Genomic DNA, 23844 nt, shown 5'->3' with positions numbered 1-23844 from the left:
CCGGCACGCACGAACCCCACGCGCACGAACCCGACGCACAGCGCCCGGACGGCGCGCGCGCTCTCGTCATCGACAAGCCGGGCACCCACCGGCTGGTGAGCGGGCCACGCCCCTCCCCAGGCCCCGGCGAGGTGCGGATCGCCGTGCACGCGGCGGGCATCTGCGCCAGCGACCGCGAGGTGTACGACGGCACCAGGGCGGCGGGTTATGTCCGCTATCCCGTCACCCCCGGGCACGAGTGGGCGGGGACCGTGGACGCGGTCGGCGAGGGCGTGGACCCGGCGCTCGTCGGGCGCAAGACCGTCGCGGAGGGCTTCCGTGCCTGTCTGCGCTGCGGGCGCTGCCGCGAGGGCGAGACGAGCCTGTGCGAGAGCGGCTACGACGAGACCGGCTTCACCCGCCCCGGCGCCTTCGCCGACGCGCTGGTGATCCCGGCCAGGCTGCTGCACCCGCTGTCCGACGACGCCGATCTGAGCGCGGCGGCCCTGCTGGAGCCGGCGGCCGTGGTCGCCGCAGCGGTGCTCGCGGGCGGGCCGCTGCCCGGCGACCGCGTGGCGGTGGTGGGCGCGGGGACGCTGGGGCTGCTGGCGGTGCAGATGCTGGCGGCGTACTCGCCGGGCGAACTGGTGGCCGTCGACCCACGGGTGCGGCGGGCCGAGCAGGGGCTCGGCATGGGCGCGACGCGAGCGGTGACCCCCACGGAGGCGGCCGGGGAGGCGGGGCGCTACGACCTCGTCGTGGAGACGGCGGGCGCGCCCAGCACCGCGGACGACGCGTGCCTGCTGGCGCGGCGCGGCGGCCGGGTCGTGCTCACGGGGATGTTCGAGCCGGGCGCTCGGGGCATCGATCCCGTGCATCTCGCCGTCAGCCAGCTCACGGTGCGCTCGGTCTTCGGCGCCCCGTCGTCGGCCTGGTCGCACGCCGTGCGGGCCTTCGACGCGGGGGTCATCGATCCGGCACCGCTGATCACGCACGAGCTGCCGCTGACCCGGTTCGCCGAAGCGATCGGGCTGGTGGGCAGCGGGGATCCCGGCGTCGGGAAGGTCCTGCTGCGGCCCTGACGGACCACGGCGCCCCGGGCCCGTCCGGTTCCGGGCCCTCCGGTTCCGGGCCCCTCCTCCCGGACCCGGGGCGCCGCCCGTCCGCACCGCCTCGTTCCGGCCCCGCAGCGGCGGGACCGGAACCGGAACGGAACCCTCAACCGAATAGCGTCCGAAGTACCGAACAGTCATGACGCGCGGCCCTTCCGGGTGCCGCGCCTCCGAACAACCTCTCAGGAGCACTGTGACCACCGCCCCCTCCGGCCCCGGCCCCCGTCAGCCCGGCGCCGCCGCGCTCGCCGCACTCGGCGTCGCGGCGCCCGGGCCCGAGCCCGCCGACGCCTCCCCGCACGCCTTCCCCGACGGCGGCACCTGGCGCACCGAGATCCCGTCCTGCGAGGGCCCGGAGGCGCTGGCCACCGTGCTCAAGGAGGCGGCCTCCCTCGACGTGCCGGTCCACCGCATCAGCCAGGGCAGCGGCGTGTGGATGCTGACCGACGCCGAGATCTCCGAGATGGTCGACGCCTGCGCGCAGCGCGACATCGAGCTGTGCCTGTTCACGGGCCCGCGCGGCACCTGGGACATCGGCGCCGCGACCCGCAGCGACTCGCGCGGCGGCGGCCTGCGCGCCCGTGGGCACGACGCCGTCGCGGGCTGCGTCGAGGACGCGCTGCGCGCCACGGAACTCGGCGTGCGCTGCCTGCTGGTGGCCGACGAGGGCGTGCTGTGGACGCTGCACCAGATGCGCGAGCGGGGCCTGCTGCCCGCCGACACCACGCTGAAGGTGTCGGCGCTGATCGGCCCCGTCAACCCGACCGCGTTCAGCGTCCACGAGGGCCTGGGCGCGGACTCCATCAACATCCCCTCGGACCTGACGCTCCAGCACCTCACGGAGATCCGCCGGGTCAGCAGGGCACCGATGGACTTCTATCTGGAGGCGCCCGACGACCTCGGCGGCTATGTGCGGATGTACGAGGCGTCCGAGCTGATCCGGCGCGGTGCCCCCATCTACCTCAAGTTCGGCCTCAGCAAGGCCCCCGGCATCTACCCCTACGGCGCCCACCTGCGCGACGTCACCCTCGACTCGGCCCGCGAACGCGTGCGCAGGGGCAGGCTCGCGCTCGATCTGCTGGCCAGGCTCGGCGCCGACGGCGGGATGTCGCCGCTGGGTTCGCGGCTCCCTGGCGAGCTGCGGCGCTTCCCGCTCCCCGAGAGGAACTGACGACATGGGCACCCGCACACGTACCACCCCAGGACGCTCCCGCTCCCGCGCCCGTACCGGCGCCCGTACTCGTACCCGTACCCGTACGGCCCCGGTCGCCGCCGTCGCCGTCGCCGGGCTGCTCGTCGCGTCGCTCGCGGCCTGCGGCCAGGAGGCGAAGGGCGGCAGCCGCTACAAGTCGGAGAAGACGGGCAAGGGCGGCACCATCGGCCTGGCCATGCCCACCAAGTCCTCCGAGCGGTGGATAGCCGACGGCAAGAACATGGCCAAGCAGTTCGAGGCGGCGGGTTACGAGGCCGACCTCCAGTACGGCGACGACAAGGTGGAGAACCAGGTCGCGCAGCTGGAGAACATGATCGCCAAGGGCCACCGGCTCCTGGTCATCGCCGCCATCGACGGGTCGGCGCTGACGGACGTGCTCCGTCGCGCCAAGGAGGCGGACATCCCCGTCATCTCCTACGACCGCCTCATCCTCGGCACGCCCAACATCGACTACTACGCGTCCTTCGACAACGAGCGCGTCGGCGAGCTGCAAGGGCAGTACATCGTCGACAAGCTCAAGCTGGACGAGGAGTCGAACAAGGACGAGGAGTTCAACGTCGAGCTGTTCGCCGGGTCGCCCGACGACAACAACACCAAGTTCTTCTGGGACGGCGCGATGAAGGTGCTGCGCCCGTACATGAAGAAGGGGCAGCTCAACGTCCTCAGCAAGCAGACGAAGATGAACCAGACGACGACCCTGCGCTGGGACGGCGGCACCGCGCAGAAGCGGATGGACGACCTGCTCAGCAAGAACTACGGCTCCGAGGACGTGGACGCGGTCCTCTCGCCGTACGACGGGATCTCCATCGGCGTCATCTCGGCCCTCAAGAGCGCGGGCTACGGCTCGGGCGACCAGCCGTTCCCCGTCGTCACCGGGCAGGACGCGGAGCTGGCCTCCATCAAGTCGATCCTCAAGGACCAGCAGACGCAGACCGTCTACAAGGACACCCGCAAGCTCGCCCAGCAGGCCGTGGACATGGGCGACGCCGTGCTGACCGGCAAGAAGCCCGAGGTCAACGACACCAAGACCTACGACAACGGCAAGAAGGTCGTGCCCGCCTACCTCCTCAAGCCCGTCAGCATCGACAAGACCAACACCGACCGTCTCGTGGAGGACGGCTACTACAAGGCGGGGCAGCTCAAGTGAGGCGGCCCGTACTGGAGATGCGGGGCATCACCAAGACGTTCCCCGGGGTCAAGGCGCTCTCGGACGTCAACCTGACCGTCGGGAAGGGCGAGATCCACGCCGTCTGCGGGGAGAACGGCGCGGGCAAGTCCACGCTGATGAAGGTCCTCAGCGGGGTGCACCCGCACGGGACGTACGAGGGCGAGATCCTCTTCGAGGGGGAGCCGGTCGCCTTCAAGGACATCCGGGCCAGCGAGCGGCACGGCATCGTCATCATCCACCAGGAGCTGGCCCTCGTCCCCTATCTGTCCATCGCGGAGAACATCTTCCTGGGCAACGAGCACGCCACCCGGGGTGTCATCAGCTGGAACGAGACCCTCCGGCACGCCGACAAGCTGCTGAAGCGGATCGGGCTGCCCGACAAGCCGCAGACCCGCGTCGCGGACATCGGCGTGGGCAAGCAGCAGCTGGTCGAGATCGCCAAGGCGCTCTCGAAGGAGGTGAAGCTGCTCATCCTTGACGAGCCGACGGCGGCGCTCAACGACGAGGACAGCCGCAAGCTCCTCGATCTCATCCTGGAGCTGCGCGCGCAGGGCATCTCCTGCATCGTCATCTCGCACAAGCTCAACGAGATCCGGCAGGTCGCCGACTCCGTCACCATCCTGCGCGACGGGCGGACCATCGAGACCCTGACGGTGCGCGAGACCGAGGAAGCGGAGGCCGAGGTCTCCGAGGACCGCATCATCCGCGGCATGGTCGGCCGCGACCTGGACCACCGCTTCCCCGAGCGCACCCGCTACGAGGGCGAGGACGCCGGGCGCACGGCGCTGTCCGTGTCCGGCTGGACGGTCCACCATCCCATCGACCACCAGCGCAAGGTCGTGGACGACGTGTCCCTGGAGGTGCGGCGCGGGGAGATCGTGGGCATCGCGGGGCTGATGGGCGCGGGCCGCACCGAGCTGGCGATGAGCGTCTTCGGGCGCAGCTACGGCCAGTACGCGGGCGGGACGGTGCACGTCGACGGGCGCGAAGTCTCGACCCGTACGGTGCCGGAGGCGGTGGCGCACGGCATCGCGTACGTCACCGAGGACCGCAAGACCTACGGCCTCAACCTCATCGACGACATCAACCGCAACATCTCGCTCGCCTCCCTGCGCGGGCTCACCCGGCGCGGCGTGGTGGACGACCACGAGGAGCGGCGGGTCTCCGAGCGCTACCGGCGCTCGATGAACATCAAGGCGCCCACCGTCCACGAGCAGGTCCAGCGGCTGAGCGGCGGCAACCAGCAGAAGGTCGTCCTCAGCAAGTGGATCCACGCCGATCCCGAGGTGCTGATCCTGGACGAGCCGACGCGGGGCATCGACGTCGGCGCGAAGTTCGAGATCTACACGGTCGTCGACCAGCTCGCCGCGCAGGGCAAGGCGGTCGTCTTCATCTCCTCGGAGCTGCCGGAGCTGCTGGGGATGTGCGACCGCGTCTACACGATGGCGGCGGGACGGCTGACGGGCGAGGTCTCCCGCGAGGACGCCTCGCAGGAAGTGCTGATGCGCCTGATGACCAAGGACAAGCCGGAACCGGGCACGACGAGCGACAAGAGCTGAGGCCGACCCATGACGACCGTGACCTCCGAGAAGCCGGAGCAGACGCCCGGGGGCCCGAACCCCGGTAGCGGGGACAGAGAGAGCGCGGGTTCGCTGCTGCTGCGGACCGTGCGGAACAACATGCGCCAGTACGGCATGCTCGTCGCACTCGCGCTCATCGTCGTGCTGTTCCAGATATGGACCGACGGCGCGCTGCTGCTGCCGAACAACGTCTCCAACATCGTCCAGCAGAACAGCTACATCCTGATCCTCGCCATGGGCATGATGATCGTCATCATCGCCGGGCACATCGACCTGTCCGTCGGCTCGCTGGCCGCCTTCGTGGGCGCGGCAGCCGCCGTGATGATGGTCAAGCACGACATGCCGTGGGTGCTGGCCCTGGTGGTCTCGCTGCTGATCGGCGCGGCGGCCGGTGCCTGGCAGGGGTTCTGGATCGCGTACGTCGGCATCCCGTCCTTCATCGTGACGCTGGCGGGCATGCTCCTCTTCCGCGGCGCGACGCAGATCCTGCTGGAGGGCCAGTCCGTCGCGCCCTTCCCCAAGAGCTTCCAGGACATCGCCCAGGGCTTCATCCCTGAGATGGGCCCGTACACGCAGTACCACAACCCGACGCTGCTGATCGGCCTCGTCGTGATCGCCTTCGTCCTCTTCCAGGAGTGGCGCGACCGGCGCCGGCAGCTCGCCTACGAGCTGGACGTGCTGCCGTTCAAGCTGTGGGTCATCAAGTGCGCGGCGATCGTCGCGGCCGTGGTGGCCTTCACCCTGACGCTGGCCAGCTACCACGGCGTCCCCGTCGTGCTGCTGATCATGTGCGCGCTGCTGATCGGCATGGGCTTCGTGATGCGCAACGCGGTCATCGGCCGCCATGTGTACGCGCTGGGCGGCAACAAGGCGGCGGCCAAGCTCTCGGGCGTGCGGGACAAGCGGGTCACCTTCCTGGTCTTCGTCAACATGGGCGTACTGGCGGCCCTCGCGGGCTGTGTGTACGCGGCACGGCTGAACGCGGGCACACCGCAGGCGGGCATCAACTTCGAGCTGGAGGCCATCGCGGCGGCGTTCATCGGCGGCGCCTCGATGAGCGGCGGCGTCGGCACGGTACTCGGCGCGGTCATCGGCGGGCTCGTCCTCGGCGTGCTGAACAACGGCATGTCGCTGGTCGGCATCGGCACGGACTACCAGCAGGTCATCAAGGGGCTGGTGCTGCTGGCCGCGGTGGGCTTCGACGTCTGGAACAAGCGGAAGGTCGGTTCCTGACGGCCGGTTCCTGACCTGAGCCCAGGCGGGGTGCGGCCCGGATCACGGGCCGCACCCCCGTAGCGAAGTAGCGAAACCTTGGTCGGACCCCGTGCCAACACGCGCTGGACGCGAAAGAGTTGGCTCACCCACTTCCGAACAGAAGGGCGCTCTATCCACCATGACCACAAGAAGACGCACAGTTCTGGCAGCGGCGGGCGCCGCGGCTGCGGCAGGCGCGACGGGCGCCGCCGGTACGGCACACGCGGCGCCCCGGCGCGGCGCCGAGGGACAGGGGAACGGTCCGGTGAACGCGGCGAAGGCGAAGGAGCACTTCGGCACCCTTGAGGACGGCACCGAGGTACACCGCTGGACCATCGAGAACGGCGGCACCCGGCTGCGCGTCATCAGCTTCGGCGGCGCCGTCCAGTCGCTGGAGATACCGGACCGCCACGGCCGCCGCGCCAACATCTCCCTCGGGTTCGACAACCTGGAGGGCTACGTCAAGGACACCTCCCACTTCGGCGCCCTCATCGGCCGGTACGGGAACCGCATCGCCAAGGGCCGCTTCACCCTCGACGGGAAGACGTACCAGCTCCCGCTGAACGACGGCCCGAACAGCCTGCACGGCGGCGACAAGGGCTTCGACCGCAGGGTGTGGGACGTCGAGCCGTTCGAGAAGGGCTCGGACGTCGGGCTGACGCTGCGCTACACCAGCGCCGACGGCGAGATGGGCTACCCGGGCAAGCTGAAGGTGCGCGTCGACTACACGCTCGCCTCCGGCGGCGAGTTCCGCATCGACTACGAGGCCGTCACCGACAAGGCCACCGTCGTCAACCTCACCAACCACACCTACTTCAACCTCGCAGGAGAGGGCAGCGGCGACGTCTACGGCCACAGGCTGGAGCTGGACGCCTCCCGCTACACGCCCGTCGACTCCACGCTCATCCCCACGGGCGAGCTGGCGAAGGTCGCCCGTACCCCCTTCGACTTCCGCCGCGCCAAGCCCATCGGGCAGGACATCCGCGTCCCGCACGAGCAGGTGCTGTTCGGCAAGGGCATCGACCACAACTTCGTGCTGGACAAGGGCATCACGCCCCGCCCCGAGCGCTTCGTGACCGTCACCGAGCCCACCTCGGGGCGCGTGATGCGCATCGCCACCACCGAGCCGGGGGTGCAGTTCTACACGGGCAACTTCCTGGACGGCTCGGCCGTCGGCACCTCCGGCGCGGTCTACCGCCAGGGCGACGGCTTCTGCCTGGAGACCCAGCACTTCCCGGACTCCCCCAACCAGCCCGGCTTTCCCTCCACGGTGCTGCGTCCGGGCGAGACGTACCGCAGCAGCACGCTGCACTACTTCGGCATCCGCTGAGCCGGATCCGGCCACCCGCGACGGGCCGCCCGCCCCCACGGCGGGCGGCCCGTCGCCGCGTGTCAGCCCAGCCGGATCACGTTCCAGGACAGCGGCTCCAGGCTCGCCCGCAGCACCCCGTCCCGCAGCTCGGTGCCCTCGCGGGTGTGCGGGGTGACGCGCTCGGGGTCCGCGAGGGTGTTGCGGGCCTCCGGGTCGGCGTCGGCGAGGGCCGTGTGCTCCAGTACACGGGCGAGCCCCAGCCCGTGCAGCGCCGCCTCCAGGGGGAGTTCGGCGTGCTGGTCGCGGTTGACGGCGAAGACGGTGACCTCGCCGCTCGCCTCGTCCCGTACGGCCGTGACGTGCAGCAGCGGCACCTCCCCATACTTCTCCGTCGCGTACGTGGGCGAGTCCGCCCGCACCTCCAGCACCGTGCCGCGCCCGTGCCGGGACGCCTGCGCGAAGGGGAAGAAGGTGGTCTGCCGCCAGGCCGGGCCGCCGGGCTCGGTCATGATCGGAGCGATGACGTTGACGAGCTGCGCGAGGCAGGCGACGGTGACCCGGTCCGCGTGCCGCAGCAGGGCGATGAGCAGCGAGCCGAACACGACCGCGTCGGTGACGGTGTAGACGTCCTCCAGCAGCCTCGGCGCCTCCTGCCAGTCCTCGACGGGGTGCGGGTTGGGCCGGGACTGGTACCACACGTTCCACTCGTCGAAGGAGAGGTTGATCCGCTTCTTCGACTTGAGCCGGGCCCCGACGTGGTCGCAGGTGGCGATGACGTTCTCGATGAAGGACTCGGTGTCCACGGCCGAGGCGAGGAAGGAGTCCCGGTCGCCGTCCTTCTCCTCGTAGTAGGCGTGCAGCGAGATGAAGTCCACGTGCTCGTAGCACTCGGCGAGGACCTCGGCCTCCCAGGCGGCGAAGGTCTCCATGGCCTGGTTCGAGCTGCCGCAGGCGACCAGCTCCAGATCCGGGTCGATCTGCCGCATGGCCCGCGCGGTCTCGGCCGCGACGCGCCCGTACTCGGCGGCCGTCTTGTGCCCCGTCTGCCAGGGCCCGTCCATCTCGTTGCCCAGACACCACAGCCGGATGTTGTACGGGTCCTTGTCGCCGTGCGCTATCCGGCGGTCGGACAGCTCGGTACCCGAGGGGTGGTTGGCGTACTCCTGGAGCTGGATGGCCTCCGCCACCCCCCGGGTGCCGAGGTTGACGGCCAGCATCGGTTCGCCGGACACCTTGCGCACGAAGTCGGTGAACTCGGCGAGCCCGAAGCGGTTGCTCTCCGTCGAGCGCCAGGCCAGGTCGAGACGGCGCGGGCGCTCCTCCCGCGGTCCCACGCTGTCCTCCCAGCGGTAGCCCGAGACGAAGTTGCCGCCCGGGTAGCGCAGGGTGGTGACCCCCAGCTCCCGCACCAGCTCCAGGACGTCGGTGCGCAGTCCTTCGGCGTCGGCCGTGGGGTGGCCGGGCTCGTAGACGCCCGTGTACACACAGCGGCCCAGATGCTCGACGAACGACCCGAACAGACGCGGGTCCACGTCGCCGACGGTGAACGCGGGGTCGAGGGTGAAGCGTGCGGTGGTGCTCATGGGGTCCCTTCGGTGCGGGGTGTGCGGGGTGTGCGGGGGTACGTGGGGTGTGCGGGAGGAGCGGGCGCGTTTCCTGGCGAGGGGGCGGGGCTCAGTAGACGGTGGGCCAGCCTCCGGACCAGCTCATGAGGTTGACGCCGAGCTTCGGCGTGCCGTTGTCGTTGCCGTCGTAGTAGTGGTAGACGAGCAGGTCACCGTCCGAGTCGTGGAGGACGTCCTGGCCGCCGGGGCCGATGATCCTGTCGTGCGTCTCCAGCACCGGCGTGCCGCCGCCGGCCGTCAGCGCCTTGCCCGAGCGGTCGGTGAAGGGCCCCGTCGGCTTGGTGGAGCGGCCGACGCGGATGCTGTACGTGCTGGACGTGCCCGCGCAGCACTTCCCGTAGGAGCTGAACAGGTAGTAGTAGCCGCCGTTCTTGACCATGGTGGGGCCCTCGATGCCGCCGCTGGCCGAGGCGACGCCCGCCATCGAGGAGTTGAGGCGCTTGCCCGTGGCCGGGTTCAGCTCCATGACCTTGATGCCCGTCCACCAGGAGCCGAACGTCATCCACCAGCGGCCGTCGCTGTCCACGAGGAGGTCGGGGTCGATGGCGTTGTGGTCGCTGCTCGTGCTCGTCGAGTAGACGATGCCCTTGTCGGAGAAGCTGCCGGGCGCCCCGGTGGAGCTGGTGGCCAGCCCGATGGCGGACTTGTTGGAGCCGAAGCTGGAGACGGCGTAGTACATGTAGTAGGTGCTGCCGACCTTGGTGATGTCGGGCGCCCAGGGGCTCCGCTCGGGCGAGTAGGTGCCCCACCAGCTCAGCGGCTGCGAGAAGGCGGAGCCCGCGTTCTTGAAGGCGGTGCGGTCGGGGGATGTGCGCGCGTCGAGGCGGTTGTTGGAGCCGTAGAGCACGTAGCCGCTGCCCACCTTGGCCATGGACGGGTCGTGGATGCCGATGTCGCCCGTCACCACGCCGGGGCCCGGGTAGGCGGCCGAGGCGGTGCCGGGGACGAGGGCGATGACGGTGCCCAGGACGGCGGCCGCCAGTGGGGCGCCGACGAGCGTGGCGCGTCTGCGGCGGCGGGAGCGGCCGGAGGGACCGGAGGGGTTCGAGGTGCGTCGTCGTGCGCTGAGGATTCGCATGGGGTGCACTCCTTCGTGCGGACGGGGGTTCCTCGCTTGGTGGTTCCTCGCTAGGTCGCCGCCGCGCGGCCCGGAGTTGCCGCGACGCGGTGACGCGGTGACCTGGTGACCCGGTGGCTACCGGCCCGGCGGCTACTGGCCCGCGAGGCCCGTGTGCGCGACCCCGCGGACGATCTGGCGCTGGAAGAGAGCGAACACGACGAGCAGCGGCAGGCCGGCGATCACCAGCGAGGCCATGACCTGCGAGTAGCGCACGCCGTAGCTGGACTGCACGTTGACGAGCCCGACGGGGAGCGTCATGCCGTTCGGGTCGGTGGTCACCAGGAACGGCCAGAGGAAGTTGTTCCACGTCTGGATGAAGGTGAAGATCGCGACGGCGGCCAGGATGGGCCGGGACAGCGGCATCACGATCGTCCAGAAGACCCGCCAGCGCCCGGCACCGTCGCAGAACGCGGCCTCCTCCAGCTCGCGCGGTACGCCCTCGAAGAACTTGACGAGGATGAAGACCATCGCGGGCACGGCCACCTGCGGCAGGATCACGCCCCAGTACGTGTCCACCAGGCCGAGCGCCAGCATCTCCGCGAAGAGCGGCGCCATCAGCACCTGCGGCGGCACCATGATCCCGGCCAGTACCAGCCCGTACAGCACCCGCCGCCCGCGGAACTCGGTGCGCGAGAAGCCGTACGCGGCCATCGCGCACAGCAGCACGGTCAGCACGGTCGTCATCGCGGAGACGTAGAAGGTGTTGAACATCCACTGCGGCAGGTCACCGGCCTCCCACACCTTCTGGTACGCCTCGAAGGTGACCGTCGAGCCGATCCACTGGAGCGGGGTCTTCACCTCCTCGCCAGCGGGCTTCAGCGAGGTGGCCACCCCGTAGGCGAGCGGCAGCACCCACGCGACGGCCAGCACCACCGCCACGCACAGCATCGCGAGGCGGCCCGGGGTCCAGCGGGCGCGCCTGCCCGACTCGGCGAGCTGTGTCGTCATGCGGCGTTCTCCTCACGGGACCTGCGGGCAAGGCGGAGCTGGATCAGCGAGACGAGCACGATCAGGGCGAAGAAGATGTACGAGACGGCCGAGGCGTAGCCGATCCGGTAGCCCGTGAAGCCCTGCTGGAAGACGTACTGGAGGATCGGGCGGGTGGAGTCGTCGGGGCCGCCCTGGGTCATGATGTAGACCTGATCGAAGATCTTGAGCGAGGCGAGCAGCTGGAGGATGACGACGACGCCCGTCGTGCGGCGCAGCATCGGCAGCGTGATGTGCCAAAGCTGCTGCCAGCCGGTGGCCCCGTCCAGGTCGGCGGCCTCGTAGAGGTGCTGCGGGATGGCCTGGAGCGCGGCGAGGTAGAGCAGGAAGTTGAAGCCGACGGTCCACCAGACGGTGGTCAGCACGATGGAGAGCATCGCGTAGCGCGCGTCCGTCAGCCAGCCGATGCCGGGGTGCAGCCCGGCCGAGGCGAGGAGCTGGTCGGCGAAGCCGAAGTCGGACGGGTAGATGATCCACAGCCACAGCAGTCCGACGACGCCCGAGGGCAGCAGGAAGGGCGCGAACCAGCTCAGCCGCCACAGCCAGCTCACCACCCGCAGATGGTGGGCCAGCAGCGCGAGGACCATGCCCATCACGACCAGCGGCACGGTGGACAGCACCGTGAACCAGACCGTGTTCCACAGCGAGGACCACACATCGGGGTCGGCGAGGGCCTCTGTGTAGTTGTCGAGGCCGACGAACGAGCCGCCGCTGCCGGTGATGTTGTCGTCGCTGAAGCTCATCTTGACGCCGAGCAGCAGCGGCCAGACCAGGAAGAACCCGTAGACGAGGAGGAAGGGCGCGGTGAAGGTGAGGCCGTGCTCGGTCCAGCGGCGGCGTATGCCCTGGGGGCGTGCGGCGGCGGGGGGCCGCGCGGGGCCGCCCGCGACCGGGTCCGGGAGCCCGTCCGGCATCGCCGCGGTGGGCGTGGGAGCGGTCATGCGGTCTCACCTCCGCGGGAGCCTGGGGCGGTGCGGGTGCCGCGCGCACCGAGCGGGCTGGGGGTGTCGAGGAGTTCGCGCAGCCGGGACTTCGCCTCGTCCAGCGCCTCGCGCGGGGTACGGGAGCCGGTCAGCACGCCGGAGAAGACGGCGCCCAGCGCCAGCCACATGGAGGAGGCCGAGCCCGCGAACCAGGCGGGCGGGTCGAGCGCGACGTCCTCGATCACGGAGCGGTAGGCGGACTGCGGCTCCAGCTCCAGATACTCCGGCTCCTCCAGCGTCGGCAGATACGCGGGCACATGGCCGCCCTTGGCCCAGTCGGCGCTGTGCCGCATCATCCAGCCGACGAAGGCGTGCGCGGCCTCGTTCGGCGGGCCGCCCCTGTCCTTCTGGTGGGGCAGCACGAAGGCGTGCGCGTCGGCCTGCACGGTGGGGCGGCCGAAGAGGTTGGGGACGCGCGTCATGGAGAAGGGCAGCTTGCTCTCGGTGAAGGTGGAGACCTCCCACTCGCCGTTGAGGTAGAAGCCGGTCTCCCCCGCGTTGAAGACGGCGACCCCACCGTTGTAGTCGACGCGCCGCACGGCGAGGCCCTCGTGAGTGAGGGTGCGCATGTACTCCAGTGCCCGGAGGGCCTTCTCGTCGTCGATGGTCATGCGGGTGCCGGTGGGGTCGAGGAGGGTGCCGCCGGTCTGCGAGTAGAAGGTGGCGAATATCCGCCAGGGGCCGACGACATCGGGCCCGAGGGTCTCGGTGACCAGCGCGGGCCGCTTGGTGACCTTGGTGATCGCGCGCAGCGCCTCGGTGAACTCCTCGGCGCCGCGCAGAGTCTTCAGCTTGCCTGAGCCGTCGAGCAGCCCGGCCTTCTCGCAGATCTTGGTGTTGTAGAACAGAACGATCGGGTGGGTGTCGAGCGGCACGGCGTACTGCTTGCCGTCCACGGCGCCCCGGCGCCAGATCTGCTCGGGGAAGTTCCCCGGCTCGACGCCGTGTTCGGCGAGCAGGTCCAGGTCGAAGGGGTCGAGAAGACGGCCTGGTCCGAACCCGGGTAGCCGCGCGAGATGCAGTGCCGCGACCTCGGGCGCCCGGCCGCCCGCGCCCGCCATGCCGAGCTTGGTGTAGTACGGGGCGCCCCACTGGAGCTGGGCGACCTCCATATCGAACTGGGGGTGCTCCTTGCGGAAGACGTCGAGCATGGCGCTCATGTTGACGCCGTCGCCACCGCCGTAGAGGTGCCAGAAGCGGAACGGGGTCTTTCCCGCGGCGACGGAGGCGGGCGCGGCGCAGCCCGCCGTGCCCAGGGCCCCGGCGGCCCCGAAGGCGCCGAGCCCGGCGAGTCCCGCGGCCTTGGCGGCGGTTCCGAGCAGACGCCGACGACTGGGCGCCTGACGGGGAGTTGAAGTCATGCGGCTCTTCCCCGGAGTGGTGGACAGGTCTCGGTGGTGCGGGGTGCTGCGGCGTGCGGGCATGCGGGGGTGCGCGATCGGGGGTACGGTGCGTTCGATATCCCGTACATCGATCGGTTATCCGAACGGGAACGTAGAATCGAAGCGCTCCTACGTCAATGCTTTGCGCAGAAACGGGGTCGCGAGGGCGTCAGGGGGAAGGCGACCGGGCCCAGTCAGGGGTCGTCATGCTCCTCGCCGGGCCCGCAGATGGCAGGTGACGAGCCCCGCCACGCACAGCGTGGTGACCACGCCGCAGACGAGGTGGATCTGCGTGGAGGCGGCGGCGAACGAGGCCACCATGTTGCCGACGGTGCTGATGACGAGCACCAGCCACAGTGCCGCCCGGACGACACCGCCCCCGGTGACACTGTCGCGCGGTGCGCCCGGGTCGACCGGGCGCGGGTCCTGGGCTCCGCCGTCGAGGCGGTTGGGGTCCGTGGTGGTCATCGCTGTCCCTCTCCTGGGTCCCGGATCGTCGGGTCCTGCTGTCGTGCCACCGAAACTACGGACCGGGACCCGGCCGGCCGAGCCCGCCAGCCGCCCGACTGGGGGTACGGCAGGCTGTACCTCTACGCTCCTCCTCTACGGCGAACCGGCCGCACCGAAGGGGGCTGTTGGTGACAGATACGGAGAGGGGAGCGGGTGCGGATACCGGCATCCATCCGGGCCACCACGGTCCGGGCCGCCACGGTCCGGGCGTCCGCAGTCCGGGCGGCGGGCGCAGCCGTCGCCGCGCTCGGCGAACTCGTCAGCGGACTCCGTACGGCATTCCTCGCGCTCCTCGTCCTGGTCTGGGTGGCCGTGACCGCCGTGACGTCCCTGGTGGGCGTCGGACTGCTCATGGCGCCGGCCGTGCTGCGCACACTGCACGCGCTCGCCGCACGCGAACGCCGACGGCTCGGCCGCCGCGGCCCCGAGGTCATCGGCCCTGACCCGGCGCCCACCCGGCTGCGGCTCGCGCTCGTCGACCCGACCACCCGGCGCGAGCTGCGCTGGCTGGTCCGCCACGCCTCGCTGGGGCTCCTCCTCGGCCTGTGCGGCGCGCTGCTCCCGGTGCTGGCCGTGCGCGACGTGGCCTTCCCGCTGTACTGGCGCCTGCTGCCGGAGGGCTCGACCAGCACCTCCCTGGGCATCGGGGTCGCCGAGACCTGGGCCGACGCGCTCGCCGCCGCCCTCGTCGGGCTCGGCTGGACCGCCATCATCCTGGGCCTCACCTCCGGCATGGCACGGCTCCAGGCGCGGCCGGGGCGCACCCTCCTCGCGGCCAGGCCCGGCACGGACCTGTTGCTGCGCGTCGCGGAGCTGACCGCCACCCGGGCGGCCGCCCTGGACGCCCACGCCACCGAGCTGCGGCGCATCGAACGCTCACTGCACGACGGCACCCAGAACCGGCTTGTCACGGTCACCGTGCTGCTCGGCGCGGCGCGCCGTATGGTGGCCCGCGATCCGGCGGGCGCCGAAGAACTCCTCGAACGGGCCCAGAGTGCCGCCGAGCAGGCCCTGTCGGAGCTGCGTTCGGTCGCCCGGGGCATCCTGCCGCCCGTGCTGGCCGACCGTGGGCTGGCCGGGGCGCTCACCGGGCTCGCGGCGAGCTGCCCGGTGCCCTGTCGGATCGACGTCGAGGTGCCTGAGCGGTGCGCGGCCTCCGTGGAGGCGACCGCCTACTTCGTGGTGGCGGAGGCCCTGACGAACATCGCCAAGCACAGCGGCGCACGGCAGGCGTCGGTCACGGTCCGCGGCCGGGGCGGCCGGCTGCGCCTGGACGTCACCGACGACGGCCGGGGCGGTGCCGACGAAGAGGGCGGCTCCGGGCTCGCCGGCATCCGCGACCGGATCGCCGCCCACGACGGCGCTCTCGAACTGGCCAGCCCGCCCGGCGGCCCGACGACTCTCAAGGTGGAACTGCCATGCGGATTGTGATCGCCGAGGACGACCCGCTGCTGCGGGAGGGGCTCGCGTTGCTGCTGCGCGCCGAGGGCATCGACGTGGTGGCCACGGCCGGTACCGTCGACGGCGTTCTCGACGCCATCGACACCCACAAGCCGGATGTCGCCATCCTCGATGTGCGGATGCCGCCGACGCACACCGACGAGGGGATCGTCGCGGCGGTCGAGGCCCGGCGGCGACGGCCCGATCTGGCGGTCCTCGTCCTGTCGGCGTACGTCGAGCAGTCCTTCGCCACCGATCTGCTCTCGGGCGGCATCACCGGGCTCGGCTATCTGCTCAAGGAGCGGGTCGGGCGGGTCGAGGAGTTCCTGGACGCGCTGGGCCGGGTCGCGGACGGCGGCACGGCCATCGACCCTGAGGTGGTCGCGCAGCTCTTCACCCGCAGCCGCCAGGACACCCGCCTGGAGCAGCTCAGCCCGCGTGAACGCGACGTGCTCGGACTGATGGCGGAGGGCCTGGGCAACAGCGCCATCGCGAAACGGCTCGTTGTTACCGAGGGCGCCGTCCACAAACACATCCGCAGCATCTTCGCCAAGCTCGGCCTGTCGCCCGCCGACCAGGTGGACCGGCGGGTCGCGGCGGTCCTGCGCTACCTCGACGACACGCGACGCCGCTCCTGACGCCCCGTCATGGAGCGTGCGTCCAGCGCGCGTGCATGCCCCCTCGCGTGTCCCCCGGCGTGTGCGTCCCCGCCCCGTCGGACCTCCGGCCGGTGCAGCACGCGCTACTCGCACCTGGGAGAAGGCACCCCCACCGAACGGCCCGCCTGCCCCATCGTTTCGCGGAGCCGGAGTTCCTAGCGTGGTGGTCACGCCGCGACGGCGGCACGACCGCGACGACGACCGAGGAGTCCGCGACTCATGAAACCCGAGCTCACTTCCCGTGTGGCTGCCACGGCCCTGGTGACCGCGCTCGCGGGAATCGGCCCGACCCTGCCCGCGGCCGGCGCGACCGGTTCCGTGCCCGTGCACGGCGGCACGCACGACCGGACGCACAGCACAGCTCTGGAGGCCGGCGTGGACGCGGTCATGAAGACGGGGACCGTCGCAGTCGTGGCACAGTCGGCCGGGCCGCGCGGCACCCGGTATGCCACCGGCGGGGTGGCCGACCAGGCCACAGGGGAGCGGGCACGCCCCGGTGACCGGTTCCGGATCGCCAGCACCACCAAGACGTTCGTCGCCACGGTGGTGCTGCAACTCGTCGGCGAGGACCGCCTTTCGCTGGACGACACGGTCGAGCACTGGCTGCCCGGCGTGGTCTCCGGCAACGGCAACGACGGCAGCGCCGTCACCGTGCGGCAGCTCCTCCAGCACACCAGCGGACTGCACGACTACGCCGCGGACCTCCCCCAGTTCACCAGCAAGGCCGGTTACCTGGCCGACCGCTACACCACCTGGCCCCCCGAGCGGCTGGTCGCCACCGCGCTGCGGCACGCCCCGGACTTCGCGCCCGGCGCGGGCTGGAGCTACTCCAACACCAACTACCTCCTCGCCGGAATGATCATCGAGAAGATCACCGGACACAGCTGGAACCAGGAGGTCACCTCCCGCATCATCCGCCCGCTGGGCCTGCACGACACGCTCGCCCCGACCACGAACCCGCGGATGCCCGGCCGCCATCTGCACGGCTTCTCCGCCTTCGACGAAGCGGGCCCGGCGATCGACGTCACCGCGCTCAACCCCTCCGCGGGTGGCGCGGCAGGGGCCATGATCAGCACGACAGCCGACCTGAGCCGCTTCTACCGGGCGCTGCTGGGCGGCCGGCTGCTGCCCCCCGCACAGCTGGCGGCGATGAAGACGACGGTACGGGCCCCGGAGCTGGACCCCGCGTGGGCCGGTGTGCGTTACGGCCTCGGCCTGATGGAGGTCCCGTTGTCCTGCGGCGGCACCTACTACGGTCACGGCGGCGACGTTCCCGGCTACACCACCCGTAACGGCGTGAGCCCGGACGGCCGCCGTGCGGTGGTCCTGAACGCGACCGGCGACGGCTCCGCGGACTCCTCCACCCAACAGGCCCAGAACCACCTGATCGACAGCGAACTCTGCGCGTGAGGACCGGCTGACCAGACCCTGCGGGTAGTGCCTGCACTACCCGCAGGTGGGCAGCAGTTGGGTTGGTGACGGACCCCGCGTCCACAGGAATCTGGAGGCATGAAGCGACGTACGGCACTGCTCGTTCCCTCGGTCCTCTGCTCCCTCGGCGCGCTGGCGCTCGCCACGCCCGCCACCGGGTCCACCACACACACCTCGTCGGCCACCGTCTCGCGGGCATCGGCCTCGCGGCAGCACCACGGGAGTGTGGTCGACGCCATAGACCGCAGCGCCCACACACTCAGGACCACACGGCCCACGGGCTCTCTGCGGGACCTGGACGCGCTCGGCCGCATGATCAAGGACGCCGACGTCGTGGGACTGGGCGAAGCCACCCACGGTTCACGGGACTTCTTCCGTATGAAGCACCGCGTCTTCCGCTACCTGGTGGAGAAGAGGGGCTTCCGGTCCTTCTCGCTGGAACTGCCCTGGAGCAGCGGCGTGCGGCTCGACGAGTACGTGGTGCACGGGAAGGGTGATCTCGATGAGATAGTCCGGGAGGAGTTCCAGGGCACCTACCGGATCTGGAACAACCAGGACTACCGCGACCTCCTCACCTGGATGCGCGACTACAACCGCCACCACCCCGACGACCCGGTGCGGTTCATGGGCAACGACATGGGCTACGCCGGCCCGGAACTGTACGGGCGTGTCACCGACTACGTGTCCCGCAGATACCCGCGGCTGCTCGAACAGGTCACCGAGTTGTACCGCGGTCTGGCCCCGACCACCGACGCCGCCACCTACAGCGAGGCGTACCTCAAGCTGCCGCTCGGCGAACGCCAGGAGCGGGCCGAACGGACCAGGAAGGTCTACGACCTCCTGCGCGCACAGCACCCCGGCACCGGTGGCAGACAGGACCACGTGTGGATGGTGCAGCACGCCCTGGCGATCCATCAGATGGCCAGGGGCATGTCCTTTGACCTCGATGACGAGGCCCAGATCGCGCAGATGATGAAGCTCCGCGACCAGGTGATGGCCGACAACGTGCGATGGTGGCGCCGGCACACCGGTGACCGCACGCTGTTGTCGGCCCACAACACCCATGTGTCCTACGACTCGTTCGACGCGCGCTACCCCAAGACCCAGGGGTCCTTCCTCCACGACGCACTGGGCAGCGGGTACGTCAGCGTCGGCTTCAGTTTCTACGAGGGCGCCTTCAAGGCGTTCGGCACCGACGACAACGTGATGCGCACCTACCGCGTGCCCGGAGCCCCGCAGGGCTCCAACGAAGAGACCCTGGACAGGTCCCGCCGGGAGGACTACATCCTGGACATGCGCACAGCGCCCAAGGCGGCGCGCGCGTGGCTGGACGAGGAACGCGCCACGTGGAACATCGGCGCCGGGTGGCCCGACCCTACGCGGTACACGGCCGCACCCGGCCGGGCCCACGACGTCCTCATCCACCTCCACGACATCGAGGCCACCACCTACTTGGGCACTCCCTGACCTCCCGCGACCTCCCGCCCGCTCCAAAGGGCCGACGCGTAAAGGGCCACCCCTGCCGGATGGCGGGGTGGCCCTTCGGGACGTGAGGCGGAGGGTCAGGCGACGTCGAGGGTGACCTCGATGTTGCCGCGGGTGGCGTTGGAGTACGGGCAGACCTGGTGGGCCTTCTCCAGCAGCTCCTTGGCCTTGGCCGCGTCCACGTTCGGGATGTTCGCCTCAAGGGCCACCTTGAGACCGAACCCGCCCTCGGGGGTGCTGCCGATGCTGACCTTGGCCGTCACCGTCGAGCCGGAGATGTCCGCGTTCTCCTTGCGCGCGACGACACCGAGCGCGCCCTGGAAGCAGGCGCTGTACCCGGCGGCGAAGAGCTGCTCGGGGTTGGTGCCCGCACCGCTGCCGCCCATCTCCTTGGGCGGGTTGACCACGACATCGAGCTGTCCGTCATCGGTGGAGACGCGGCCGTCGCGGCCGTTCTCCGCCGTGGCGACAGCGGTGTACTTGACGTCGATGGACTGGATGGACATGAATCCTCCTGTTGGATGGCGTGACCAGGGGCCTCGCGCCCACGACTCCACTGGCCGCTGCCGAGCCTAGCCGCCCCTCGGCACCCGCCCGGGGGCCGCCCCTCGCGGACGAGCCGGAGAGGCGGCCCGGAGGGGCGGCCCGGGGTGGGGCGGGGGCGGCTGCCCCGCGTGGTCACTCGCCCAGGGAGACGACCATCTTGCCGGTGTTCTCGCCCTTGAGCAGGCCGAGGAAGGCGTCCACGCCGTTCTCCACGCCCTCGACGACCGTCTCGCGGTACTTCAGCTCACCGGAGCGCACCCAGGCGGAGACCTCTTCGACGAACCTCGGCTGAAGGTCCTCGTGGTCGCCGACGAGGAAGCCCTCGATGCGCAGCCGCTTGCCGATGAGCATGGCGAGGTTGCGCGGGGCCGGGGTCGGCTCGGTGGCGTTGTACTGCGAGATCATCCCGCACACGGCGATCCGGCCGTGCAGGTTCAGACGGCCGATGGCCGCCTCCAGGTGGTCACCGCCCACATTGTCGAAGTAGACATCGATGCCGTCCGGGGCCGCGGCCTTGAGCTGGTCCTTGACGGGGCCGTTCTTGTAGTTGAAGGCGGCGTCAAAGCCGTACTCCTCGGTGAGGACCCTGACCTTCTCGTCCGAACCGGCCGAGCCGATGACGCGCGAGGCGCCCTTGAGCTTGGCGATCTGGCCGACCTGGCTGCCGACGGCACCTGCCGCGCCGGAGACGAAGACCGCGTCGCCCTCCTTGAAATCGGCCACGCGCAGCAGTCCCGCGTACCCGGTGAGGCCCGGCATGCCGAGCACCCCGAGGTAGGCGGAGAGCGGAGCCGCTTCCGGGTCCACCTTCGTCGCGTGCTTGGCGGGGAACGTGGCGTACTCCCGCCAGCCCGCGAAGTGCAGCACGTGGTCACCCGGCGCGATGCCCTCGGCCCCGGACGCGAGCACGACGCCGACCGCGCCGCCCTGCATCGGCCGGTCCAGCTCGAAGGGCGGCACGTACGACTTCACGTCGTTCATGCGCCCGCGCATGTACGGGTCGACGGAGAAATACAGGTTCCGCACCAGGACCTCGCCCTCGCCGGGCGCGGCCACGGGGGCCTCGCGCAGGGCGAAGTCGGCGGGCGTGGGCCAGCCCTGCGGCCGGGCGACCAGGTGCCACTCACGGCCGGTGGCGGGCAGGGATGCGGTGTCGGGCGATACGGGGCCGGTCGAGGTCATGAGGGCTGCCTCCAGAATAATGCTTCAGATACTGAAACAACCATGCTCCTCGATATTTCATGTTGTCAAGCAAACGGGTACCCTGGGTGTCATGGCTCGCAGTACCCGCTCACGGAGCACCGACCCGCTCACCCGTGAGGTCGTGGACCTCATAGGTTCGGTCGTCGCGCGCTATTACGCGGAGTACGAGCTGGCGGCGGCCCACCACTCCCTCACCGGCGCCCAGGCCCGCGTCCTCGCGCTCCTCTCCCGGGAGCCCACGCCCATGCGCAAGGTGGCCCAGCAGCTCAAGTGCGAGCCGTCGAACGTGACGGGGATAGTGGACCGCCTCGAAGTGCGCGGGCTCGTCGAGCGCCGTCCGGACCCCGCTGACCGCCGCGTCAAGGTCGCCGCCGCCACGGACGAGGGCCGCGCCACCGCCGACCGGCTGCGCGAGTCCCTCGATTTCGCCCGCGAACCCCTCGGCGAGCTGACGAACGCGGAGCGGACGGTGCTGCGGGATCTGCTGAAGCGGATGCTGGGCGAGGACGTGGCGGGCCCGGCGGAGAGCTGAGCGGGGCACCGGGCGCCCCGCCCCCGCCCTCGCCCTTGCTAGCCCGCGAACACGGGCTGCGGCAGGCCCTGCCCCGCGTCCGGCAGCACCAGCAGGGAGCCCGCCAGCGGCTGCCGCGCCGGCTCTGCGCCCGTCAGCGCCGTCGTGACGTACAGATCGCGCAGCCCGGGCCCGCCGAAAGCGCAGGCCGTGGGCCGCCGCACCGGCAGCGGAACGGTGCGGTCCAGGGCGCCGTCCGGCGTGTAGCGCCGCAGCGCGGCCCCGTCCCACAGCGCGACCCAGACGCATCCTTCGGCGTCGACGGTCAGGCCGTCGGGGTAGCCCGCGCTCTCCTCGATCTCGGCCAGCGGACGGCGGCGCGAGACGTCCACGTCGTGGCCGTCGAAGGGGAGGACGTCGATGCGGCCTGTGGGGGTGTCGATGTAGTACATCAGCCGCCCGTCCGGGCTCCAGCCCGCGCCGTTGCTGACGGTGACGTCGGGCAGCACCGTGCGGACCGCGCCGTCCCCCGTCACGCGGGCGAGGACGCCGCCGCCCGCCGCCTCGTCGTAGCGCATGCTCCCCGCCCACAGCGCGCCGTCGGGCGCGACCGCCGCGTCGTTGCCACGACGCCCTGGGACGGGGTCCCTGTGCAGCCAGGAGAACGCGCGACGGGGCACGGCTCCCGCGTCGGCGCCCGTGTCCGCGTCCGCGTCCTCCGGGCCGAACAGCCCGATGCCGTCGCGGAGGTTGACGACGAGGCCGCCGCCCTCGCGGGGCTTGGCCGCGCCCACGTGCTGCTCGGTCACCAGGACCGTACGGGCGCCGGTGGCCGGGTCGAAGGTGTGCACCCGTGAGGTGAGGATGTCCACCCAGATCAGCCGCGCACGCGCGGCGTCCCAGGTCGGCCCCTCCCCCAGCTTCGCGTGCGCCCGCACGGCGACGTCCAGTGCGCGGGGCGTGCGGGGTGGGTGTGTGCCGCTCATGCGCTCTCCGTAAGTCGTCAGGCGGCCCGAGGGCCGGGGGTGTTCAGGGGCGGCGACGGTGACCGAGCCGCTCGGACAGCTCGCTCGCGCCCTTCACCGCCAGCTCCTCCAGCTCGGCCAGCCGCTCGTCGCTCCACCGGATCATGGGCACGGAGATGCTGAGCGCCGCGACGACCTGGCCCGCCGAGTTCCGTACGGGCGCCGCCACACAGCTCACGTCCGGGTTCGACTCGCGCTGTTCCACGGCGACTCCGCGTCCCCTGATCTCCGTGAGCGCCTCGCGCAGCGCCTCGGGCGAGGTGATGGAGTTCGGCGTCATCGCCGCGAGGGGCTCGCCCGCGGGCAGCCGCGCCTCCAACTCGTCCTCGGGGAGCGACGCGAGGAGCATCTTCCCCACGGAGGTGCAGTGCGCGGGCAGCCGCCGCCCGGCGGCGGAGACCATGCGGACGGCGTGCGTACTGTCCACCTTCGCGATGTAGATGACGTCCATGCCCTCCAAAAGGGCGACGTGGACCGTCTCGTCACAGGTCTCGGCGACGGTACGGGCCACCTGCTGGCCCTCGGCCGCGAGGTCGAGCTGTTCCGCGTAGCGGCTGCCGAGCTGGTACGTGCGGACGCCCAGGCGGTAGCGGCCCGGCTGGTCGGGCAGCGGGACGAGGTAGTGACGGGCCGCGAGCGTCGTGACCAGCTCGTGCACGGTGGTGCGCGGGAGCTGGAGCTTACGGGTGATTTCGGGCGCGGAGAGGGTTCCGTCGCCGTCGAGAAACAGCTCCAATATGTCCAGAGCCCTGGTTACGGCTGGCACGAGACGTCCCATGTTCCGCGTCTCCCCTTGTAGCTGGTTGCAACTGGCGGCAGTTCGATATCCCGACACCTGATCGGTATCGCGAACGTAGCCTAACGCGGATTCGGTTGGAAGAAACGGGGGGTTGCCGCTTCACCGGGTTGCGCCCCCCTCACGGGGTGCGGGGTGACGGCCACACGGGGTGCCCGGCTCTTGCAGGGGTGCGCCTTGGCTGGTGCCTCTTGGGGTTCGTTCGCGTGTTGCGGGCCGGTGGCACGGGTTGTGCCCACCCGTCCCGCCTTGCGGAACGTTTGCCCACAACATTTGGCGCCGTCGCCCTGCGGTACGGGGCCGGGTGCGGGTCGGTGGCTTCGGCGCGGCGTATGGACCGGTAGTACGCGGCTGGCGCCGCGTGATTCGTGGCTTGCGTCAGTGGTTATGGGGCCCGTGTGTGGTGGGGGTCGGCGCCGCGCCGGGGTGTCTCCTCGGGCGGCGACAAGTGCGGGTCTCGTTGTCGGGTTTCTCCCGGCACTCGTCGCCACCACTTGCGGGGACACCCCACCGCACCACCTCC

Annotated in this window: 21 protein-coding genes; 11 read left to right on the top strand and 10 right to left on the bottom strand. The window is 71.0% G+C overall.

The window, feature by feature from the left end:
- The first annotated feature begins 68 nt into the window (after positions 1-68).
- From ACWGJ2_RS34920 to ACWGJ2_RS34895, 6 genes are all read left to right on the top strand, one after another.
- A complete protein-coding gene (locus ACWGJ2_RS34920) occupies positions 69-1061 on the top strand; it encodes a zinc-dependent alcohol dehydrogenase (RefSeq protein WP_453350382.1) in 993 nt (330 codons plus the stop codon).
- Positions 1062-1284: 223 nt separating this feature from the next.
- Complete coding sequence (locus ACWGJ2_RS34915) at positions 1285-2262, top strand: hypothetical protein (protein WP_453350366.1); 978 nt, start codon at positions 1285-1287, stop codon at positions 2260-2262.
- Positions 2263-2266: 4 nt separating this feature from the next.
- Positions 2267-3451 (top strand): multiple monosaccharide ABC transporter substrate-binding protein, encoded by a 1185-nt coding sequence (gene chvE, locus ACWGJ2_RS34910; RefSeq protein WP_453350365.1) that lies wholly within the window; start codon positions 2267-2269, stop codon positions 3449-3451.
- On the top strand, positions 3448-5031 hold the full coding sequence (gene mmsA / locus ACWGJ2_RS34905) for a multiple monosaccharide ABC transporter ATP-binding protein (RefSeq protein ID WP_453350364.1): 1584 nt from the start codon (positions 3448-3450) through the stop codon (positions 5029-5031). Before chvE ends, mmsA begins: the two co-directional genes overlap by 4 nt.
- Before the next feature lie 9 nt (positions 5032-5040).
- A complete protein-coding gene (gene mmsB, locus ACWGJ2_RS34900) occupies positions 5041-6285 on the top strand; it encodes a multiple monosaccharide ABC transporter permease (protein WP_453350363.1) in 1245 nt (414 codons plus the stop codon).
- A 160-nt stretch (positions 6286-6445) separates the two neighbouring features.
- Positions 6446-7636 (top strand): aldose epimerase family protein, encoded by a 1191-nt coding sequence (locus ACWGJ2_RS34895; RefSeq protein WP_453350362.1) that lies wholly within the window; start codon positions 6446-6448, stop codon positions 7634-7636.
- A 62-nt stretch (positions 7637-7698) separates the two neighbouring features.
- On the opposite strand, the gene arfA is transcribed toward ACWGJ2_RS34895, so the two are convergent.
- From arfA to ACWGJ2_RS34865, 6 genes are all read right to left on the bottom strand, one after another.
- The gene (gene arfA / locus ACWGJ2_RS34890) at positions 7699-9201 is read right to left on the bottom strand and encodes an arabinosylfuranosidase ArfA (protein WP_453350361.1); all 1503 of its coding nucleotides are present in this window, start codon (positions 9199-9201) and stop codon (positions 7699-7701) included.
- Positions 9202-9292: 91 nt separating this feature from the next.
- Complete coding sequence (locus tag ACWGJ2_RS34885) at positions 9293-10321, bottom strand: arabinan endo-1,5-alpha-L-arabinosidase (RefSeq protein WP_453350360.1); 1029 nt, start codon at positions 10319-10321, stop codon at positions 9293-9295.
- Between the two features lie 132 nt (positions 10322-10453).
- Positions 10454-11311, bottom strand: coding sequence for a carbohydrate ABC transporter permease (locus tag ACWGJ2_RS34880; protein ID WP_453350359.1), 858 nt, complete (start codon positions 11309-11311; stop codon positions 10454-10456).
- Positions 11308-12264 (bottom strand): carbohydrate ABC transporter permease, encoded by a 957-nt coding sequence (locus ACWGJ2_RS34875; RefSeq protein ID WP_453350381.1) that lies wholly within the window; start codon positions 12262-12264, stop codon positions 11308-11310. Before ACWGJ2_RS34875 ends, ACWGJ2_RS34880 begins: the two co-directional genes overlap by 4 nt.
- A 23-nt stretch (positions 12265-12287) precedes the next feature.
- On the bottom strand, positions 12288-13694 hold the full coding sequence (locus tag ACWGJ2_RS34870; protein ID WP_453350358.1) for an extracellular solute-binding protein: 1407 nt from the start codon (positions 13692-13694) through the stop codon (positions 12288-12290).
- A 225-nt stretch (positions 13695-13919) separates the two neighbouring features.
- Positions 13920-14183: a hypothetical protein gene (locus tag ACWGJ2_RS34865; protein ID WP_453350357.1), complete on the bottom strand. Its 264-nt coding sequence runs from the start codon at positions 14181-14183 to the stop codon at positions 13920-13922.
- Positions 14184-14378: 195 nt separating this feature from the next.
- On the opposite strand from ACWGJ2_RS34865, the gene ACWGJ2_RS34860 reads away from it, so the two are divergent.
- From ACWGJ2_RS34860 to ACWGJ2_RS34845, 4 genes are all read left to right on the top strand, one after another.
- A complete protein-coding gene (locus ACWGJ2_RS34860; RefSeq protein ID WP_453350356.1) occupies positions 14379-15656 on the top strand; it encodes a sensor histidine kinase in 1278 nt (425 codons plus the stop codon).
- Entirely contained in the window at positions 15644-16303 is a 660-nt protein-coding gene (locus ACWGJ2_RS34855) for a response regulator transcription factor (protein ID WP_453350355.1), read from the top strand. Before ACWGJ2_RS34860 ends, ACWGJ2_RS34855 begins: the two co-directional genes overlap by 13 nt.
- A gap of 240 nt (positions 16304-16543) precedes the next feature.
- Positions 16544-17734: a serine hydrolase domain-containing protein gene (locus tag ACWGJ2_RS34850; RefSeq protein WP_453350354.1), complete on the top strand. Its 1191-nt coding sequence runs from the start codon at positions 16544-16546 to the stop codon at positions 17732-17734.
- Positions 17735-17833: 99 nt separating this feature from the next.
- Positions 17834-19222 carry an erythromycin esterase family protein gene (locus tag ACWGJ2_RS34845; protein ID WP_453350353.1) on the top strand — a complete coding sequence of 463 codons (1389 nt, stop codon included), beginning with the start codon at positions 17834-17836 and terminating at the stop codon, positions 19220-19222.
- 95 nt (positions 19223-19317) lie between these two features.
- Here the strand turns inward: ACWGJ2_RS34845 and ACWGJ2_RS34840 are convergent, their stop codons facing one another.
- Together ACWGJ2_RS34840 and ACWGJ2_RS34835 are read right to left on the bottom strand one after the other, a co-directional pair.
- Complete coding sequence (locus ACWGJ2_RS34840; protein ID WP_453350352.1) at positions 19318-19746, bottom strand: organic hydroperoxide resistance protein; 429 nt, start codon at positions 19744-19746, stop codon at positions 19318-19320.
- A 172-nt stretch (positions 19747-19918) separates the two neighbouring features.
- Positions 19919-20968 carry an NADP-dependent oxidoreductase gene (locus ACWGJ2_RS34835; protein WP_453350351.1) on the bottom strand — a complete coding sequence of 350 codons (1050 nt, stop codon included), beginning with the start codon at positions 20966-20968 and terminating at the stop codon, positions 19919-19921.
- A 91-nt stretch (positions 20969-21059) separates the two neighbouring features.
- Here ACWGJ2_RS34835 and ACWGJ2_RS34830 point away from each other — a divergent pair, with 91 nt between their 5' ends.
- Positions 21060-21521 carry a MarR family winged helix-turn-helix transcriptional regulator gene (locus ACWGJ2_RS34830; RefSeq protein WP_453350350.1) on the top strand — a complete coding sequence of 154 codons (462 nt, stop codon included), beginning with the start codon at positions 21060-21062 and terminating at the stop codon, positions 21519-21521.
- A gap of 38 nt (positions 21522-21559) precedes the next feature.
- On the opposite strand, the gene ACWGJ2_RS34825 is transcribed toward ACWGJ2_RS34830, so the two are convergent.
- Together ACWGJ2_RS34825 and ACWGJ2_RS34820 are read right to left on the bottom strand one after the other, a co-directional pair.
- Positions 21560-22486 carry an SMP-30/gluconolactonase/LRE family protein gene (locus ACWGJ2_RS34825; protein ID WP_453350349.1) on the bottom strand — a complete coding sequence of 309 codons (927 nt, stop codon included), beginning with the start codon at positions 22484-22486 and terminating at the stop codon, positions 21560-21562.
- A 43-nt stretch (positions 22487-22529) separates the two neighbouring features.
- Positions 22530-23303, bottom strand: a complete 774-nt coding sequence (locus ACWGJ2_RS34820) for an IclR family transcriptional regulator (protein ID WP_453350348.1) — start codon at positions 23301-23303, stop codon at positions 22530-22532.
- Between the last annotated feature and the right edge of the window lie 541 nt (positions 23304-23844).

Source organism: Streptomyces sp. NPDC054796 (assembly GCF_053611545.1).
Note: the sequence above shows the minus strand (reverse complement) of the source record. Positions and strands in the feature narration are given on the sequence as shown.

Bases quoted from the DNA above. Each gene is read 5' to 3' on its own strand.
- ACWGJ2_RS34885 (WP_453350360.1), bottom strand. From the start codon at position 10,321: ATGCGAATCCTCAGCGCACGACGACGCACCTCGAACCCCTCCGGTCCC.
- chvE (WP_453350365.1), top strand. From the start codon at position 2,267: ATGGGCACCCGCACACGTACCACCCCAGGACGCTCCCGCTCCCGCGCC.
- ACWGJ2_RS34830 (WP_453350350.1), top strand. From the start codon at position 21,060: ATGGCTCGCAGTACCCGCTCACGGAGCACCGACCCGCTCACCCGTGAG.
- ACWGJ2_RS34825 (WP_453350349.1), bottom strand. From the start codon at position 22,486: ATGAGCGGCACACACCCACCCCGCACGCCCCGCGCACTGGACGTCGCC.
- mmsB (WP_453350363.1), top strand. From the start codon at position 5,041: ATGACGACCGTGACCTCCGAGAAGCCGGAGCAGACGCCCGGGGGCCCG.
- ACWGJ2_RS34820 (WP_453350348.1), bottom strand. From the start codon at position 23,303: ATGGGACGTCTCGTGCCAGCCGTAACCAGGGCTCTGGACATATTGGAG.
- ACWGJ2_RS34835 (WP_453350351.1), bottom strand. From the start codon at position 20,968: ATGACCTCGACCGGCCCCGTATCGCCCGACACCGCATCCCTGCCCGCC.
- ACWGJ2_RS34880 (WP_453350359.1), bottom strand. From the start codon at position 11,311: ATGACGACACAGCTCGCCGAGTCGGGCAGGCGCGCCCGCTGGACCCCG.
- ACWGJ2_RS34875 (WP_453350381.1), bottom strand. From the start codon at position 12,264: ATGCCGGACGGGCTCCCGGACCCGGTCGCGGGCGGCCCCGCGCGGCCC.
- ACWGJ2_RS34845 (WP_453350353.1), top strand. From the start codon at position 17,834: ATGAAGCGACGTACGGCACTGCTCGTTCCCTCGGTCCTCTGCTCCCTC.
- ACWGJ2_RS34895 (WP_453350362.1), top strand. From the start codon at position 6,446: ATGACCACAAGAAGACGCACAGTTCTGGCAGCGGCGGGCGCCGCGGCT.
- arfA (WP_453350361.1), bottom strand. From the start codon at position 9,201: ATGAGCACCACCGCACGCTTCACCCTCGACCCCGCGTTCACCGTCGGC.
- ACWGJ2_RS34865 (WP_453350357.1), bottom strand. From the start codon at position 14,183: ATGACCACCACGGACCCCAACCGCCTCGACGGCGGAGCCCAGGACCCG.
- ACWGJ2_RS34840 (WP_453350352.1), bottom strand. From the start codon at position 19,746: ATGTCCATCCAGTCCATCGACGTCAAGTACACCGCTGTCGCCACGGCG.
- ACWGJ2_RS34870 (WP_453350358.1), bottom strand. From the start codon at position 13,694: ATGACTTCAACTCCCCGTCAGGCGCCCAGTCGTCGGCGTCTGCTCGGA.
- ACWGJ2_RS34850 (WP_453350354.1), top strand. From the start codon at position 16,544: ATGAAACCCGAGCTCACTTCCCGTGTGGCTGCCACGGCCCTGGTGACC.
- ACWGJ2_RS34855 (WP_453350355.1), top strand. From the start codon at position 15,644: ATGCGGATTGTGATCGCCGAGGACGACCCGCTGCTGCGGGAGGGGCTC.